Raw genomic sequence first — 17,922 nt, 5'->3', positions numbered from 1 at the left:
ATGCTGAGAACATCTTACGCCGGATTTCTGCTGAACCCCGTCGCTTTATGAATAGACCTGTATACGGCAGGCGCGATTGATGCCAATAACAGTGCTAAAACGATATCTTTTATGAAAAACCATATCATGTAAAACCAGGCCATTCCGTAGCTGATCGGAGCATGAAGCCATAATTTCAGCGCAATATACGTATAGGTCGTGCCAATGATATAAATGACGGCGGTACCGATCAAAGAGGCCCATGCATAATGCAGGCGGCCGGGTTTTTTTGTTTTTTCCAGCAGCCATCCGGCTGCAAATGCCGCCGGGATGTAAGCGAGAATAAACCCGCCGCTCTTTCCGATAAACGGCGCAAAGCCTGCTGAGAATTGAGCGAAAACAGGCGCCCCCGCAAGTCCGGCCAATGCGTATACCGTCATTGCAATGGCTGCCCGTCTGGCGCCGAGAAGCATCGCGGCTAACAGACAAAAGAAAGGCTGCAGCGATAACGGAATTCCCGCAACTTGCAAAAAAGGAGCCATTGATGTAATGTTGGCGCCGACGGCCATCAGGGCGGCAAACATGCCGATAAGCGCCATATCGCCCGCGCGAAGGTTGCGTTGTTTCATTTGTTTTTCCCCCTTACACTTGTACCAGATTAGCGTAATCGAAGGGTGATTGATTGTCAACAAAGATTTAATAAAGGTTTACTAAATGGAGGGAGCCATATGTTTTTCGGGAAAACGAAGCAAACAAAACAGTCGGAACGGATTCCGCCAAATCAAAATGTCACAACGAAGTTTCCCGTGCTTCACGCCGGAAATGTTCCTTATTATGAAGATATGTCAAAATGGAATCTGCAAGTGTACGGGCTTGTTGACCGTCCTATGCTGTTAAGCTTTAAAGATATCAAAGCCTTTCCGGAAGCCGAAGTGAAAAATGATATTCATTGCGTCACGGGCTGGTCCCGTCTTGATAATATCTGGCAGGGAATACGCGCCAAAGACATCGCTGAGAAAGCGGGTGTGCACAAAGAAGCGGGATTCGTCATTCTGCACGCTGAAGAGGGCTGGACGGCCAACCTGCCGCTTTCTGATTTTACGCGGGAAACATCCCTGCTGGCATATGCGCATAACGGCGAGCCGTTAACGCCAGAGCACGGCTATCCGCTCAGAGGCGTTTTCCCCCATCTTTATTTCTGGAAAAGCGCAAAATGGCTGCGCGGCATTCAGTTTACAAAGGAAAACCACCCCGGCTTTTGGGAGAAAAACGGCTACCATATGAGGGGAGATCCATGGAAGAATGAGCGCTTTACATGGGATTAAGCCCCTATCCCTATATAGTTCTTAGGTACCTTATTAAAATAAGGTGCTTTTTTTATATCAAAAATCCATTGACTTTGTTTGGCAAAAAACCTATTATTTGAGGTGTCTTTTGATATTGAAAATCATTATCAATAAGGATAGATAAAGCAATTGCCACAAAGGGGATGAACACATAATGGACGGAAAACAAATAAACCGGGGGTTCGCGCCGGCCGGCCGATACGCAGTTCCGGGCACAGAAGTAAAAGAAATGCGCTCAAAAGGAGGCCGTACGTATCGTATCTTTGTCTCTTTTCCTCAGGAAGAACCGCCTGCCTCCGGCTTCCCCGTCATCTACCTGCTTGATGCAAATTCCGTGTTCGGCACAATGGCCGAAGCTTTGCGGGTGCAAAGCCGGCGGCCTGAAAAAACAGGCGTTGTTCCGGCGGTGATTGTCGGAATCGGCTACCCGACAGATCAGCCGTTTTCCGCCGAACGGCACAGTGATTTTACGATGCCGCTTTCTGAATCAGAACTGCCGGTGCATCCACGCGGCGCGGCATGGCCCGAACAGGGAGGGGCGGAAGCGTTTCTGGAGTTTATAGAAGAAGAAGTAAAGCCCGCGATGGAGCGGGATTATCCGATCGACAGAGACAGGCAGACGATTTTCGGCCATTCGCTGGGCGGTCTTTTTGTGCTGCAAGTGCTTTTGACGAGGCCGGACATGTTCCAGACCTATGTTGCGGGAAGTCCGTCAATTCATTGGAACAAGCGTTTTATTCAGGAAAACGCAGAACGTTTGTCAGACCGGCTCTCTGCGGAAAATCTTCAAGTCAGTGTATTGCTGGCTGCGGGAGAAATTGAAAAAACACATAAAAGCAGAATCCCGCAGCACGCAGAGGCGCTGTACTCTTTATTATCCGGATTTGAAGATGATGGAGTCCGTGCTGAATACAGCGAGTTTGAAGGAGAGGGCCATATTTCTGTTCTGCCCGTTTTAATCAGCAGAGCCCTGCGTTTCTGCCTGAATCCGGGAGGGCCGCATACCCCGTATTCTCCCGCATGAGAAAAAACAGGCCCTTCGAACTAAATGCGGCTGATTCTAATTTTCTAATTGACTGCGTGTTTTGATTTGGATATGATTGTCTTGAATCATAATTGATAATGATAATCATTATCAATATAGAAAGGGAATGATAATATGGACGCATTGGGAATGAAAGGGAAAACGGCCGTTGTCACCGGCGCCGCTCAAGGCATCGGAGAAGCAACAGCGCTTGCCCTTGCTGAACAAGGCGTAAATGTGGCAGCTATAGATACAAATGAAGACCTGCTTCCCGGGCTAACTGACAGACTTCGGCAAAAAGGCGTGCAGGCGCAGGGGTTTGCCGCAGATGTATCTGACAGTGCGGCTGTCAATGATATCATCGCTGCCGTTGAACGTGACATGGGGCCTATTGAAATATTGGCGAACGTTGCGGGCGTGCTGCGGCCGGGTCCGGTGCAATCCCTCAGTGATGAAGATTGGGATCAAACATTTTCTGTTAATACGACCGGCGTATTTCATGTATCGCGGGCTGTCAGCCGGTACATGATGGAGCGTCAAAAAGGCGCCATCATAACGGTCGGTTCGAATGCAGCCGGCGTTCCGCGTGCTTCCATGGCAGCTTATGCGGCGTCGAAAGCGGCTGCCGCCATGTTTACGAAATGCCTCGGACTGGAGCTTGCGGCCTATCATATCCGCTGCAACATCGTATCTCCCGGTTCAACGGAAACCGACATGCAGCGGGCGCTGTGGCGGGATGAAAACGGAGCACAGGACGTTATCAGAGGTTCGCTTGATACATATAAAACGGGAATTCCGCTTCAAAAGCTGGCAAAGCCTTCTGATATTGCAAATGCCGTTTTGTTTCTGGCCTCTGAACAGGCAAGCCATATCACGATGCATGATTTATGCGTTGATGGCGGCGCTACTTTAGGCGTTTGATGTAACGAAAAGGAGGGACAAACATGACAAATCAACCTGTATTGACGGAAGTGGCTGCAAAAAAGGTGCTGGATACTTACAAGCCCGGGGCGTTCTTTTTAGCTTCCCCGAAAAGGACGATGCTCGCGGAAGGTTTGTTTGCAAAAGTGCCGGATGCAGACGCGGAGAATCAGCTGGATTCACTGCCTGAACGTGTGAGACAGACGCTTCTTGAGGCAAAGCAAGCCGGCATCAAACATCCGATTGCGGCCGGCGCCATTCCTTTTGACGGAAGAAAAGCTTCCCGGCTTTTTGTACCGAAGATTGTCCATACGGCAGGCCCGCTTTCGTTTGCGGAATCTTCCGCAGAAAAGCCGCAATCCAATACATATGACATCCGTCCCGTTCCGGAGCCTGAGGGCTTTATGAGCGGTGTGGAACAAGGCGTATTCAACATTACGGACGGTCCGCTCAGCAAAATCGTGCTGTCAAGGACGCTTCATCTGACCGCTGAAAAGGATATCGACATTCCTCAGGCCGTCAAGCATTTGGCGCAGCACAACCCGCGCGGCTATACATTCGCTGCGGATGTGACGGGAACGTCAGAAACAAGAAAAACGCTTTTCGGCGCAAGTCCTGAACTGCTGCTGTCCAAAAACGGAACATCGATTCTGTCCAATCCGCTGGCAGGTTCCAGACCTCGCAGCACAGATCCCGCCGAGGATCAGAGAAGAGCGGAAGAACTGCTGCAATCAGCAAAAGATCTGCATGAACATGCCGTAGTCGTGGCCGCCGTGGCCGCCGCCCTAAAACCGTTCTGCCGTGTGCTTGATGTGCCGGAAAAACCGTCACTCATTAAAACTGAGGCGATGTGGCACCTGTCCACCGAGGTAAAGGGAGAGCTTAGTGATCCGTCAACGACATCGCTTGAGCTGGCCATTGCTCTTCATCCGACGCCCGCTGTATGCGGAACGCCGACGGATGCGGCGAGAGAAGCGATTCAGGATATAGAGCCGTTTGACCGCAATTTCTACACGGGAATGGCGGGCTGGTGTGATGCTGAAGGTGACGGAGAATGGATTATCGCACTTCGCTGCGCCGAAGCGGAAACAAGGTCTCTCCGGCTCTTTGCGGGTGCCGGGATTGTCGCCGGATCAAAGCCGCAGGACGAACTGGACGAGACATCGGCGAAATTCCGCACCATGCTCCGGGCGATGGGGCTTTACCAAGATGAGTTGTAAAAAAGGAGGGGACGGATCGTGCTGACTGGATTTACGCCATGGCCGGAAGAATGGGCTGACAAATACCGAAAAGACGGCTGCTGGAAGGGTGAGACGTTCGGAGGAATGCTGAAAGAGCGCGCGGCTTTATACGGAAATCAAACTGCCGTGACGTGTAAAGATGTACATTGGACCTATAAAGAATTAGATGAAAGGGCCGATCGTTTAGCGGCGGGGCTGCATAAGCTCGGAATTCAAAAGGAAGACCGCGTTGTCGTTCAGCTGCCGAATATCGCTGAGTTTTTTGAAGTGATTTTCGCGCTGTTCCGACTCGGAGCACTGCCCGTTTTCGCGCTGCCTTCTCATAGAAGCAGTGAGATTACGTATTTCTGCGAGTTTGCAGAGGCGAAAGCATACATCATTCCTGATATGCATTCAGGTTTTGATTACAGGGCGCTTGCCAGACAGGTGAAAGACAAACTTCCGGATTTGGCGCATGTCATTGTGGCCGGCGAAGCTGAAGAGTTTCAGGAACTGAGCAGCCTGCATAGAGAGCCTGTTCAGCTGGAAGAGGTAAGCCCGGCGGAAGTCGCTTTTTTACAGCTTTCAGGAGGCAGTACGGGGCTGTCCAAGCTGATTCCGCGAACACACGACGATTACATATACAGTTTGCGCCTCAGCGCGGAAATATGCGGCTTGGATCATCACAGCGTTTATTTGGCCGCTCTGCCGACAGCGCATAATTATCCGCTCAGCTCGCCGGGTGTGCTGGGAACTTTATATGCCGGAGGCCGTGTTGTTCTGTCACCGACGCCGAGTCCGGATGACTGCTTCCCGTTAATTGAAAAAGAACGTGTCACGATTACAGCGCTCGTCCCGCCGCTTGCGATGGTGTGGATGGACGCATCCGGTTCGCGAAGTGATGATTTATCAAGCCTTCAAGTGCTGCAGGTGGGAGGCGCCAAATTCAGTGCTGAGGCGGCCCGCCGCGTAAAGAGCGCTTTCGGATGCACCCTTCAGCAGGTTTTCGGAATGGCGGAAGGATTGGTGAATTATACGAGACTGGATGATCCTGAAGAGATCATTGTCAATACGCAAGGCAGACCGATGTCACCTTTTGATGAGGTAAGGGTTTTAGACGATGACGGGCGGGATGTCGCCCCCGGAGAAGCGGGACATTTGTTTACACGCGGCCCTTACACGATTCGCGGGTATTATAAAGCGCCTGAACATAATGAAAGATCATTCACAGCCGACGGATTTTATCAGACCGGCGATATCGTCAAACTGACGGCGGACGGCTATATCATCGTCGAAGGACGTGCGAAAGATCAAATCAATCGGGGCGGCGAAAAGATTGCCGCTGAAGAGGTGGAAAATCACCTTCTGGCCCATCCTGCCGTTCATGATGCGGCCATGGTTTCAATGCCGGATGACTTTCTCGGAGAGCGGTCCTGTGTGTTCGTCATTCCGAAAGGAGAAGCGCCGAAACCGGGAGAGCTGAAAGCGTTTTTACGGGAGCGCGGGCTGGCGGCATATAAAATTCCCGACCGGGTTGAATTTATCGCTTCTTTCCCGAAAACCGGCGTCGGCAAGGTCAGCAAAAAGGACCTTCGCGAAACGATCGCCCAAAAATTGAAGCCTTCTGAAATCAAACAATCTTAAAAAAGGAAGTGTTTACATTGGCTATACCGTCTATTCCCGCATATGCGCTGCCGACAGCGTCAGATATGCCTGAAAATAAAGTATCGTGGACGCTGAACCCGAAACGCGCGGTGCTTCTGATCCATGACATGCAGAATTATTTCGTCGATGCTTTTGAGAAAGGGAAGGCTCCGATCACGGAGGCGGCTCAGAATATCAAGAAAATAAAAGAGCAATGCAAAGCGCTCGGCATTCCGGTGGTGTACACCGCGCAGCCGGGCAGCCAAGACCCGGCGGACCGCGCGCTGCTGACGGATTTTTGGGGACCGGGGCTGAAAAGCGGGCCTTATGAAGAAAAGGTCATTCCGGAGCTTGCCCCGGATGATCAGGACATTGTCCTCACAAAGTGGAGATACAGCGCGTTTAAACGGACGAATCTCCTTGACATCATGCGTGAAAGCGGCAGAGACCAGCTCATGATTACGGGAATTTATGCACACATCGGCTGTCTCGTCACAGCCTGTGAAGCATTTATGGATGATATCCAAAGCTTCTTTATCGGAGACGCCGTTGCTGATTTTTCTTCAGAAAAACATAAGATGGCCATCGAATATGCGTCTCAGCGCTGCGCTTACACGGCTTTGACAAACGAAGTGCTGGAGCTGCTGGGCGGCGCGCCGGTTTCTGAAGGAGAAGGGAAGACTTCCGCCGTATTGACAAAAGACCGGGTGCGGGAACAAATTGCGGCGATTCTTCAAGAATCACCGTCTGATATTCCGGATCATGAAGACCTGCTGGACAGAGGCCTTGATTCCGTCAGAATCATGAGCCTTGTCGAACAATGGCGCCGTGACGGAGCTGAAGTGACGTTTGTTGAACTGGCGGAGAACCCGACGCTTGAAGAGTGGTGGAGACTTCTTTCTTCCCGATCTCAAAAAGTCTTGCCGAACGCAGATTATTTATAAAGGGAGAGAATAGAATGCATGATACACAACAGCTGCCTCTGACAGGCGCACAGGCCGGTATCTGGTTTGCGCAGCAGCTTGATCCTGATAATCCGATTTACAATACAGGCGAGTATGTTGAGATAAACGGCGCGATCGATGTGAACATATTTAAAACAGCTTTCGAACGTGTGCTGACGGAAGCCGTGTCATTACACGCCCGCTTCGAAGAGGGAGCAGACGGGCCGAAGCAGATCATCAATCCTCCATTTGAAGCTGCGATCGATGTCATAGATGTGAGTTCAGAAGCTGATCCGAAGCAGGCCGCACTCAGACTCATGCAGACAGATTTGGCTGAGCCCGTTGATATGGCGGCCGGGCCTTTGTTCCGCGACATTTTATTTCAGGCGGGACCGGAACGTTTTTTCTGGTATCAGCGCATTCACCACATTGTGATAGACGGCTACGGTTTTTCACTGCTGGCACGGCGTACGGCGCAAATGTACACCGCAATACGGGAAGGACGTCCGGATAACGGGCGCTCCTTCGGCTCTTTGGAGGAACTGGTAAAAGAAGATCAAGAATACCGTGCGTCTGATCAATTCCTGAAAGATCGGGAATTTTGGATGGAGAAATTTGCCGATGAACCTGATGTCGTCAGTTTGGCAGAAAGAGCGCCGAGAACGTCAACAAGCTTTCGGAGAAGCACGGCTTATCTTTCTGAAACGGCTTTGCAGCATGTAAAAGCGATTCCGAACTGGCATGAAGCCGTCACAGCCGCAGCGGCGGTATATGTCCACCGGATGACAAACGCAGGGGATATCGTGCTCGGTTTACCGATGATGGGACGGATCGGCTCAATTTCACTGAATATTCCGAGTATGGTCATGAATCTTCTGCCTTTGCGGCTTTCTCTCCGCCCGGATATGAATTTTCATGAGGCCGTCAGCCAAGTGGCAAAAGAAATCCGAAACATCCGGCGCCATCAGAAATACCGCCATGAAGACATGCGCCGCGATCTTAAATTGCTCGGAGAAAACCGCAGGCTGTTCGGCCCGCAAGTTAATGTGATGCCGTTTGACTACGCGCTTGATTTCGCCGGAGCGCCAGGCACCGTCCATAACTTATCAGCCGGGCCCGTTGATGATTTGTCAATTAACGTTTACGACAGAGCGGACGGAAGCGGAATGCGTGTGGACTTTGATGCGAATCCGGAAGTGTACAGCGCCGAAGATATTGAAAACCATCAAAAACGATTCCTGCTTCTGCTGAAATCCGCTGTGAAAGACCAGACACAAAAAATCGGCACACTCAACCTTCTGCCTGAAAGTGAACGTCTCTGCGTACTGGAAAGCTGGAATGACACGCGCAAGGCCGAGAAGCAGAAAAGTCTGCCGGAGCTGTTTTACGAACAGGCCGTAAAAACACCGGACCGGCCGGCAATCATCACCGAAAACGAAGAGCTCAGCTATGCCGAATTGAACAAGCGCGCGAACCAGCTTGCCGGCATGCTAAAGGAAAAGGGGCTCGGACCGGAACAATTTGCCGCTTTGCTGCTTCCGCGGTCACAGGAGTTGGCCGTGAGCATGCTGGCCGTTTTGAAAACGGGAGCCGCATACCTGCCGCTTGATCCTGATTTTCCTTCTGAGCGGATCACATACATGCTCAAAGATGCACACCCTGCATGCCTGATTACAACGATGGAATTATCCGGCCGCATGCCGGAAGACAGTGATGCAAAAAGGATCATTCTCGATGACCCGGATACGGTAAAAACCGTTGCCGCTCAAAATGCTGACTGTTCCGATCAGGCGGAATGTTCGCCTTTGCACCCCGCTTATGTCATATATACATCGGGTTCAACGGGCAAACCGAAAGGCGTAGTCGTGACATTAAAAAGCGTAAGCAATTTCCTCTTATCCATGCGGGAAATGTTCCCGCTCGGCGCACAAGACCGCCTGCTTGCCGTTACGACTGCGGCGTTTGATATTTCCGGACTTGAGCTCTTCCTTCCGCTCATCAGCGGGGCGGGGTGCGTCATCGCACGTAAAGAGACGATTCAGGAACCGCGGGCGCTTGCGAACATGATTCACTCATACGGTATTTCAATCATGCAGGCAACGCCGACATTGTGGCATTCATTAGTCACCAATGAACCTGATTCCCTCCGGGCGCTGCAGGTGCTTGTCGGAGGTGAGGCGCTTCCGAACGCGCTTATGCATGCTCTGCTTGAATCAGGCTGTACGGTGACGAATCTGTACGGGCCGACTGAAACAACAATCTGGTCGGCCGCACAGCCGCTTGCAAAAGACCATACAGGGGCGCCTCCGATCGGAAAGCCGATTTGGAACACGCGGGTATACGTGCTGGACGCCGCATTGCAGCCAGTCCCGCCGGGAATTGCGGGCGAGCTTTATATAGCGGGCGAGGGGCTTGCCAGAGGTTATTATAACCGTCCTGATTTAACAGCTGAAAGATTCATTGCCGATCCGTACGGGCCCGCGGGCGCGAGGATGTACCGGACGGGAGATCTCGTGCGCTGGCGTGAGGACGGCTCGCTTGATTATATCAGCAGAGCCGATCACCAAATTAAAATCCGCGGGTTCCGGATAGAATTAGGAGAAATTGAGTCAGTGCTGTCGAAATACCCGGGTATTTCGCAGGCCGCTGTTATTGTCCGTGAAGACCAGCCGGGAGATAAGCGCCTGGCGGCTTATGCTGTCGCGGATCAGCCCCTTGATATCGGCGGACTTCGTGAATATATGGGCGAAAGCCTGCCGGATTATATGGTGCCGGGCGCGTTTGTACAGCTGAAAGAATTGCCGCGGACGCCGAATAAGAAGCTCGATCGCAGCGCTCTGCCTGCACCTGATTTTTCAGCTGTCCTGTCTGACAGAGGGCCGCGGACGCCGCAGGAAGAAATATTATGCGATCTGTTTGCCGAGGTTCTCGGTCTCGCGCGGGTCGGAATTGATGACGGGTTCTTTGAATTGGGCGGACATTCGCTCTTAGCCGGACGCCTGATGAGCCGGATCCGGGAGACGATGGGCGCAGAGCTTGGCATCGGACGTCTGTTTGATACCCCGACCGTTGCCGGGCTCGCCGCACAGCTTGACACCGCAAAGAGTGCGCGGCCTAAGCTCAAGCCGTTTGACCGGCCGGAGCACATCCCGCTGTCATTTGCGCAGCTGCGTCTTTGGTTTCTCTACTGTCTTGAAGGGCCGAGCCCGACTTACAACATTCCGGTGATTGTCCGCATGTCAGGCAAGCTTGACCAATCAGCGCTGAAACACGCCTTTTACGATGTTGTCAGCCGTCATGAAAGCCTGCGCACCGTTTTTCCGGAAAATAAGGGATCATCTCATCAGCTTATTTTACCTGCTGAAGAAGCCCGCCCTGTGTTTACAGTGACACGTGCAGACAAAAACGAGCTCCAAGACATGCTTGCCGCTGCGGCAAGATATCGGTTTGATCTTGCTAAAGAGCCGGCCGTCCGGGCTGAGCTGTTTGATCTTGGTGACGGCGAATATACGCTGATGGTTCTCCTGCATCACATCGCAGGCGACGGCTGGTCCTTGAATCCGCTCATGCGTGACTTATCCATAGCCTATATCGCCCGGCAAACAGGTGAAAAAGCAGAATGGGCGCCGCTGGCGGTTCAATATGCGGATTATGCGCTTTGGCAGCAGCAGCTTTTAGGCAGCGCGTCTGATTCTGAGAGCTTAATTGCGCGCCAGCTGGATTTCTGGAAGAAAACGCTTGAAAATGTACCGGATCAGCTGGAGTTGCCGTCTGATTTTCCGCGTCCCGCTGAATCAAGCTACAGGGGCGGCGTCATTCCGGTCAACATCGGCCAAGAGCTTCATGCCCGTCTTCTCTCACTCGCCAGAAATCAGCGCGTAAGCCTGTTTATGGTGCTTCAATCAGGGCTTTCCGCACTGCTGACCCGGCTCGGGGCGGGAACCGATATTCCGATCGGCAGTCCGATAGCCGGCCGCAGTGATGACGCATTAGGAGACCTTGTGGGTATGTTCATTAATACACTCGTACTGAGAACCGATACCTCTGGCGATCCGAACTTTTGTGAGCTTCTTGAAAGGGTCAGGGAAATGAATCTCGCAGCATATGAACATCAGGACGTGCCGTTTGAACGACTCGTGGAAGAATTGAATCCGGTTCGCTCCCGGTCAAGACATCCGCTGTTCCAAGTGATGCTCGCATTCCAAAATACGCCTGACCCTGTATTCAGTCTTCCTGATATGGAAACAAGCCTGCAAATCAGCAGTGTCGGATCGTCCAAATTTGATTTGACATTGGAATTGGCTGAACAGCGCCATGATGACGGCACGCCTGCCGGTATTGAAGGCCTTCTGGAGTTCAGTACGGACTTATTCAGAAAAGAAACGGCTGAAGCACTTGCGGGACGCCTGCTTCTTCTGCTCGAAGATGCCGTATCACATCCGGATAAACCGATCGGAAGCTTAACCATTCTTTCTGATGAAGAGCGCCGGAAGCTTTTGCCGGTTAAACGGGCAAAACAGCATATTCAGCCTCGGCAGACACTGCCTGAACTGTTTGAAATACAGGCCGCCGCAAAATCGGATGAAACGGCGGCAGTATTTGAAGAGAGCGGACTCACTTATCAAGAGCTGAATAAAAGAGCCAATCAGCTCGCGCACATGATGATTGCCCTCGGCGTCGGCCCGGAGCAGTTTGTCGCACTGGCAATGCCGCGTTCTTTAGATATGATTGTCGGGCTGTTAGCCGTCCTGAAGACGGGGGCAGCGTATTTGCCGCTTGATCCTGATTATCCCGCGGACCGCATCGCCTTTATGTTACATGATGCCAAGCCTGTATTTATGCTCACCAACCGTGAAGGCGCAAGTAAGCTCTCTGGCGAAAACGGCATGCCGGCCTTCATCCTGGATGATCCGCAGAACAAAGAAACACTTCGGCAATATGCCGTCACGAACCCTGAGAATGCCGACCGGATTCGTCCGCTGAGACCGCTTCACCCGGCCTATGTCATTTACACGTCGGGATCAACAGGTGTGCCGAAAGGTGTCATCATTCCGCACAGCAATGTTATCCGGCTGTTTGAGTCGACGCGGCATTGGTATCACTTTAATTCTGATGATGTATGGACGATGTTTCACTCCTACGCTTTTGATTTCTCTGTCTGGGAAATATGGGGGCCGCTGCTTCACGGCGGACGTCTCGTCGTCGTGCCGCATGACATCAGCAGATCCCCGGAAGCGTTTCTGCATCTCCTCGTGAAAGAGCGAGTGACCGTACTTAACCAAACGCCGTCAGCGTTTTACCAGCTGATGCATGCGGAAAAAGAACACAAAGAGCTGGGGCGTCAGCTCGCACTCAGATATATCATCTTCGGCGGCGAGGCGCTTGAGCTGAGCCGGCTTGAGGATTGGTACAGCCGCCACGCGGACAATCAGCCGGTGCTCGTGAATATGTACGGCATTACGGAAACGACGGTGCACGTCAGTTACCTTGAATTAGACAAAAACATTGCCGAACTGAGAGCAAACAGCCTCATCGGCTGCGGCATTCCTGATCTGAACGTATATGTGCTTGATGACCGGCTGGAGCCTGTGCCTCCGGGGATCACGGGCGAAATGTATGTTGCCGGAGGGGGCGTGGCACGAGGCTACTTAGGGCGGCAAAGCCTGACCGCCGAACGCTTTGTGGCTGATCCGTACGGCCCGCCGGGAACGAGAATGTACCGGACGGGGGATTTAGCCCGCCTGCGGACGGACGGTTCTCTTGATTATATGGGCAGGGCGGACCACCAGATTAAAATCCGCGGCTTCCGGATTGAATTGGGGGAAATCGAAGCGGTTCTCGTCAAACATCCGGATGTCGAGGATGCCGCCGCAGTCGTCCGTGAAGACCGGCCGGGAGATAAACGGCTGGCTGCCTACCTTGTCCGATCTGCCGGCAGCACCTTGGACACGGGGGACATGCGCCGGTTTGCCGAAGAAAGCCTGCCGGATTACATGATTCCGTCAGCTTTTGTCCAAATGAATGAACTGCCGCTGACACCGAATGGAAAGCTTGACCGAAAAGCGCTCCCTGCGCCTGACTTCCAAACGGAGGTCACCGGCCGGGGACCGAGAACGCCGCAGGAAGAAATGCTGTGTGAGCTGTTCGCAGAGGTGCTTCATCTGCCGCGTGTCGGTATTGATGACAGATTTTTTGATTTAGGCGGCCATTCTTTGCTTGCGGTTCATTTAATGAGCCGTATTCGGGAAGCGATGGGAGCCGAGCTCAATATCGGAACACTATTTGAAGCTCCTACAGTGGCAAGTCTTGCTGAAAGACTTCAGTCAGGAACGGGCACAAGCGCGCTTGATGTTCTTCTTCCGCTCAGAACGGCAGGAGAAGAAACACCGTTGTTCTGTGTCCATCCGGCCGGCGGTCTCAGCTGGTGTTATGCCGGGCTGATGTCTTCTTTAGAGGCTGATTATCCGATATACGGCTTACAGGCGAGAGGCATCGGAAAAAAAGAACCGCTTCCGCAAAGCTTAGATGACATGGCGGCTGATTATATTGAAAAAATCCGCACCGTGCAGCCGAAAGGGCCGTACCGTCTGCTCGGCTGGTCTCTCGGAGGGAATGTCATTCAGGCCATGGCGACACAATTACAGAGCCGGGGCGAAGAGGTTTCGCTTTTGGTGATGCTTGACGCGTATCCGAATCATTTTCTGCCGATAAAAAATGCGCCTGATGACGAGGAAGCCGTTATTGCGCTGCTTGCCCTGGGAGGGTACGACCCGGACAGCCTCGGGGATCAGCCGCTTGATTTTGACACCGCGCTGACCATTCTCCGCCGTGAGGGAAGCGCATTAGCCAGCCTGGACGAGTCAGTGATGATGAATCTGAAAGACACGTACGTAAATTCTGTCGGGCTGTTAGGAACATACAAGCCAAAGCCGTTCCACGGAGATGTGCTGTTCTTCAGATCCACGATTATTCCGGAGTGGTTTGACCCGATCGAGCCGGATACTTGGAAACCGTATATTACGGGGAAAATCGAGCGGTATGACTTAGACTGCCGCCATAAAGATATGTGCCAGCCGGGCCCGCTTGCCGACATCGGCGCGATTCTGGCAGAGAAATTAAACGGACGGCGTACAGTCCGGTAAAGAAAGGAAAGAGATGATATGACAAATCCATTTGAACGGGAAGACGGTTCATACCATGTGCTCGTCAATGCTGAAGGCCAGTACTCACTGTGGCCGGCCTATCTGGATGTGCCGGACGGCTGGGAAACCCGCCTGACGAATGAAACCCGCCCCGTTTGTCTCGAATATATTGAAACAAACTGGCGTGATATGAGGCCGGAAAGCCTGAAGCGGACCGAAGCTGCTAAAATGTAATAAGAAAAGCCTGCCGTTATTTCGGCAGGCTTTTTATGCGGACATCAGCCGTTAAGCTGTGTATGATCACAAAATGTATAAGGGTGGCCTTCTTCATCCGTGCACCATGACTGAGACAGAAAAGCCAAAAAGACCGCGGCCCACTGGTCTGCAAACTGGATTAAAATACCGCCGTCGTGCCACGTTCCGTTATCCTTCTTCCAGCGTGTATCAATTGGGTTTCCCTGATTCATATGAATATTATGCATGCCGTTTGTCGGCTTGAACCCGAAAATCTTATCAGCGCCCGGCTCCGGCCCGAATTTAGAGCCGTAAATATAGACGGTGGCTTTTTCTGATTTGGCTTTTTGCATGTACGTCTCAATAAAGTCATTTAAGTCATTATCCGGCCCGGTGACTTCATGCGGAAGGGGCACCATGTTCCGGGGATCAAACAATCCGCCGCGGACATAATCCAGCGCCAGCTCACGTCTGGTTTCATCAATTGGGGTATATCCGTACGGAATGTTCGGCAGCAGGGTGATCGCGCTTGCGTCAAAATGATCGCGTGCCGCATACAGCACCTCTGATTCTTTTGAACTTGACATGACATTGATCGCACAGCGATAGCGCGTATCAGGCTCGCCTAGCACCTCGACTTGAAAATGCGGAGAATCATCATCTGTTTCCCTTTTCATATCTAACACAGTGCCTTTTAATACACCATAGTGCTGAACAGCCATATGAATCCTCCTTTTTCTTCCGGGATATGAATTGATATTCGAGACAGGGGGCCGTTTTTCCTTTTGTGAGAAAGAAAAAAGGACAGCCCGCTGATCAGGCTGTCCTCTTCATCTCTATTAAGCTTTTGCAGCCGAACCTTGCATTGCTTTTTCAGCAGGCACGTAGTCATAGCCTAAGTCTTTGGCTACCGCTTCATACGTGACATGTCCGTTAGCCGTATTTAAGCCCGCTTTAAGCGCAGGGCTGTCTGCAATGGCTTGTGCCGCGCCTTTATTGGCGATTTGAAGCGCGTAAGGAACGGTTACATTCGTTAATGCGAGCGTAGACGTACGCGGTACGGCGCCCGGCATATTGGCGACAGCGTAGTGAACGACGCCGTGTTTTTCGTAAGTCGGATTATCGTGGGTTGTAATATGATCAACGGTTTCCACAATGCCGCCCTGATCGATGGCAACATCAACAATGACGGAACCCGGTTTCATTTGTTTAACCATTTCTTCCGTAACGAGAGTCGGCGCTTTGGCTCCCGGGATGAGCACGGCGCAGATCAGAAGATCCGCTTCCGCGACGGAATCTGCAATATTTACAGGGTTTGACATCAATGTTTTAATCTGATGCCCGAAAATATCATCAAGCTGACGCAGGCGGTCTGCGTTCAAATCGATCATTGTCACATCGGCACCGAGTCCGACAGCCATTTTCGCGGCATTTGTTCCGACGCCGCCCCCTCCGATGATCGTGACTTTTCCGCGGGATACACCCGGTACGCCGGCTAATAAAATTCCTTTTCCGCCTTTTGGTTTTTCAAGAAACTGTGCTCCGATCTGCGCGGCCATTCTGCCGGCCACTTCGGACATCGGCGTAAGCAGCGGAAGGGAACGTCCGTCCGTTACCGTTTCGTACGCGATAGCTGTCACGCCTTTTTCTGTAAGCGCTTTAGCTAATTCCGGCTCTGCGGCTAAATGAAGGTAAGTGAACAAGACCAGACCTTGACGGAAATACGCATACTCTTCAGCCAGCGGTTCTTTTACCTTCATGACCATTTCCGCATCCCATACTTGCTTTCTGTCCTCCAGAATTTCCGCCCCTGCTGATACATAATCTTCATTTGTAAAGCCGCTTCCGAGCCCCGCTCCGGATTCCACAAGAACCCGATGGCCGTTTCCGATAAGCTGTGAAACGCCTCCAGGTGTTAATGCCACTCGATTTTCATTGTTTTTGATTTCTTTTGGAACCCCGATAATCATGTCTGTTTCCCCCAATGTTTGTGTGATGCTTCAAGTGTAGCGCGATTTTTGCGAAAATTCTTTGTTTGAAACAGAAAATAAAAAAACACGGATTTGTGAAATTTCACGAACCCATGCTGCGAAGTTTGATATCCAGGTAAATCGTAAACTTCTCATTCACATTTTTTAAGTCGATTTCTGCGATCTGGCTGATTCTTTTCAGCCTGTAATTCAATGTATTGACATGGATGTTAAGCGCTTTAGCGGCGGTGTTGACATTGCTGTCGGCATCAATAAAATGTTCGAGCGTTTTTACCATATCGGCTTGGTGCTCCCTGTCATACTGCTCAAGCTTTGACAGGGAATAGTTCATATAGCCGCTGTGCTTGCGTTTTTCATCCAACACATCAAGGTACTGATAAATGCCGAGTTCAGAAAAGCTGAAAAGGTGTTTGGTTTCTCTCACAAACCGCTCTTTCGCTTTTAATACGGAAAGCGCTTCCTGATAGGATCGGTAAACGTAAGAAATCGATTCGTAAATACCGCCGATCGCAATCGACGCATCCTCAATTTTATATCGTTCCTTCAACTGTTTTTGAATATGAAGAGCGAAGTGCTTTAAATCTTTAAAAGGCTGATCGGTTTTCGGCGCGGCTAATAAGATTAATTCATTTGAATCAACAGTCGCCAGCATGACATGAATCTGCTGTGTCGTTTCCTGCAAATATTGGAGCTGCTGTTCCGTCTTTTCAGTCAGCTCATCATGTAAACGGATGATCATGACGCTGAACACGGACGGCAGCGCCATTCCGAGCTTATGAAACCCTTCGGCCATCTCGGCTTCCTGATAAATATGGCCGGTCAGCATTTTCCAAAAAAACTCCTGGCCCCGCTCTTCGATTTTCGTTTTGCGGATCTGCAGGTGCAAAAGCTTGTTCCGCACCGCTTTGGCTGCCAGCTGAAGTGTCTTCAGATCTTCGTCATTGAGCTTTTTTTTGATCTCAAGCGCCCAAATAAATCCGAGAACCTGACTGTTTTTCCAGATGGAAATCGCCACGCGGTTGCTTAGGCCCACCTCGTCAATTTCTTTCACTTTGATCGGCTGGTCCGTTTTTAAAAGGGCCGGAATGGTTCCGTCTTTCCACAGTTTGTTGATGACTTTTTCCGGCACCCTCCGCCCGATAATCGTCGACGTCCGGGCCGGATCTGTACAATCGCTGTGCGTGCTGTATGCAAGCAGTTTATGATTAACGTCTTCTATTGTAATGGGGCATTGAAGAACTTCACTGATATGGTCGGCAACATCTTCAAGCCTGTCGAAACTGTACTTAAATGGATCCTTTGGATTGGTCATCTGTATCCCTACTTTTTCATAGCTTCATATCTTGATCTTACCATCTTGCTTTTCAGACTGAAAGGCATCTTTGCAGGGAAATAGACTAGGACAATAAGATCATTCAGTGAAAACGAAAATAATAAGAAAATCATACTGTTTTATTTACAAAATGTGTAAATATGA

The 17,922-nt window shown here is 51.3% G+C and carries 12 protein-coding genes; 8 read left to right on the top strand and 4 right to left on the bottom strand.

Annotated features, from left to right (window positions below; all coding sequences use genetic code 11):
* Window positions 1-14 precede the first annotated feature (14 nt).
* Complete coding sequence (locus HAP68_RS14820) at window positions 15-608, bottom strand: biotin transporter BioY (protein ID WP_007408702.1); 594 nt, start codon at window positions 606-608, stop codon at window positions 15-17.
* 99 nt (window positions 609-707) lie between these two features.
* Here HAP68_RS14820 and HAP68_RS14815 point away from each other — a divergent pair, with 99 nt between their 5' ends.
* The 8 genes from HAP68_RS14815 (at window position 708) to HAP68_RS14780 (ending at window position 14,454) form a co-directional block, all read left to right on the top strand.
* Window positions 708-1,304, top strand: a complete 597-nt coding sequence (locus HAP68_RS14815; RefSeq protein ID WP_003151997.1) for a sulfite oxidase-like oxidoreductase — start codon at window positions 708-710, stop codon at window positions 1,302-1,304.
* 175 nt (window positions 1,305-1,479) lie between these two features.
* Window positions 1,480-2,349, top strand: coding sequence for an alpha/beta hydrolase (locus HAP68_RS14810; protein ID WP_024085748.1), 870 nt, complete (start codon window positions 1,480-1,482; stop codon window positions 2,347-2,349).
* A gap of 135 nt (window positions 2,350-2,484) precedes the next feature.
* Entirely contained in the window at window positions 2,485-3,270 is a 786-nt protein-coding gene (locus tag HAP68_RS14805) for a 2,3-dihydro-2,3-dihydroxybenzoate dehydrogenase (protein WP_024085747.1), read from the top strand.
* 23 nt (window positions 3,271-3,293) lie between these two features.
* Window positions 3,294-4,490: an isochorismate synthase DhbC gene (gene dhbC / locus HAP68_RS14800; RefSeq protein WP_003152002.1), complete on the top strand. Its 1,197-nt coding sequence runs from the start codon at window positions 3,294-3,296 to the stop codon at window positions 4,488-4,490.
* Window positions 4,491-4,508: 18 nt separating this feature from the next.
* Complete coding sequence (locus HAP68_RS14795; protein WP_024085746.1) at window positions 4,509-6,134, top strand: (2,3-dihydroxybenzoyl)adenylate synthase; 1,626 nt, start codon at window positions 4,509-4,511, stop codon at window positions 6,132-6,134.
* A 17-nt stretch (window positions 6,135-6,151) separates the two neighbouring features.
* On the top strand, window positions 6,152-7,078 hold the full coding sequence (locus HAP68_RS14790; protein WP_003152006.1) for an isochorismatase: 927 nt from the start codon (window positions 6,152-6,154) through the stop codon (window positions 7,076-7,078).
* A 14-nt stretch (window positions 7,079-7,092) separates the two neighbouring features.
* A complete protein-coding gene (locus tag HAP68_RS14785; RefSeq protein WP_024085745.1) occupies window positions 7,093-14,220 on the top strand; it encodes an amino acid adenylation domain-containing protein in 7,128 nt (2,375 codons plus the stop codon).
* Between the two features lie 18 nt (window positions 14,221-14,238).
* Window positions 14,239-14,454 (top strand): MbtH family protein, encoded by a 216-nt coding sequence (locus HAP68_RS14780; protein ID WP_003152009.1) that lies wholly within the window; start codon window positions 14,239-14,241, stop codon window positions 14,452-14,454.
* A 44-nt stretch (window positions 14,455-14,498) separates the two neighbouring features.
* Here HAP68_RS14780 and HAP68_RS14775 read toward each other — a convergent pair whose 3' ends face one another.
* The 3 genes from HAP68_RS14775 to HAP68_RS14765 form a co-directional block, all read right to left on the bottom strand.
* Window positions 14,499-15,176, bottom strand: coding sequence for a YukJ family protein (locus HAP68_RS14775; protein ID WP_015387776.1), 678 nt, complete (start codon window positions 15,174-15,176; stop codon window positions 14,499-14,501).
* A gap of 117 nt (window positions 15,177-15,293) precedes the next feature.
* Complete coding sequence (ald, locus tag HAP68_RS14770) at window positions 15,294-16,424, bottom strand: alanine dehydrogenase (RefSeq protein WP_003152011.1); 1,131 nt, start codon at window positions 16,422-16,424, stop codon at window positions 15,294-15,296.
* 103 nt (window positions 16,425-16,527) lie between these two features.
* Window positions 16,528-17,757: a PucR family transcriptional regulator gene (locus HAP68_RS14765; RefSeq protein WP_003152012.1), complete on the bottom strand. Its 1,230-nt coding sequence runs from the start codon at window positions 17,755-17,757 to the stop codon at window positions 16,528-16,530.
* Window positions 17,758-17,922: the final 165 nt, after the last annotated feature.

The sequence above is a fragment of the Bacillus sp. Bvel1 genome, assembly GCF_014872755.1.
GTDB lineage: Bacteria > Bacillota > Bacilli > Bacillales > Bacillaceae > Bacillus > Bacillus velezensis.
This window is presented reverse-complemented; position numbering and strand designations above follow the sequence as displayed.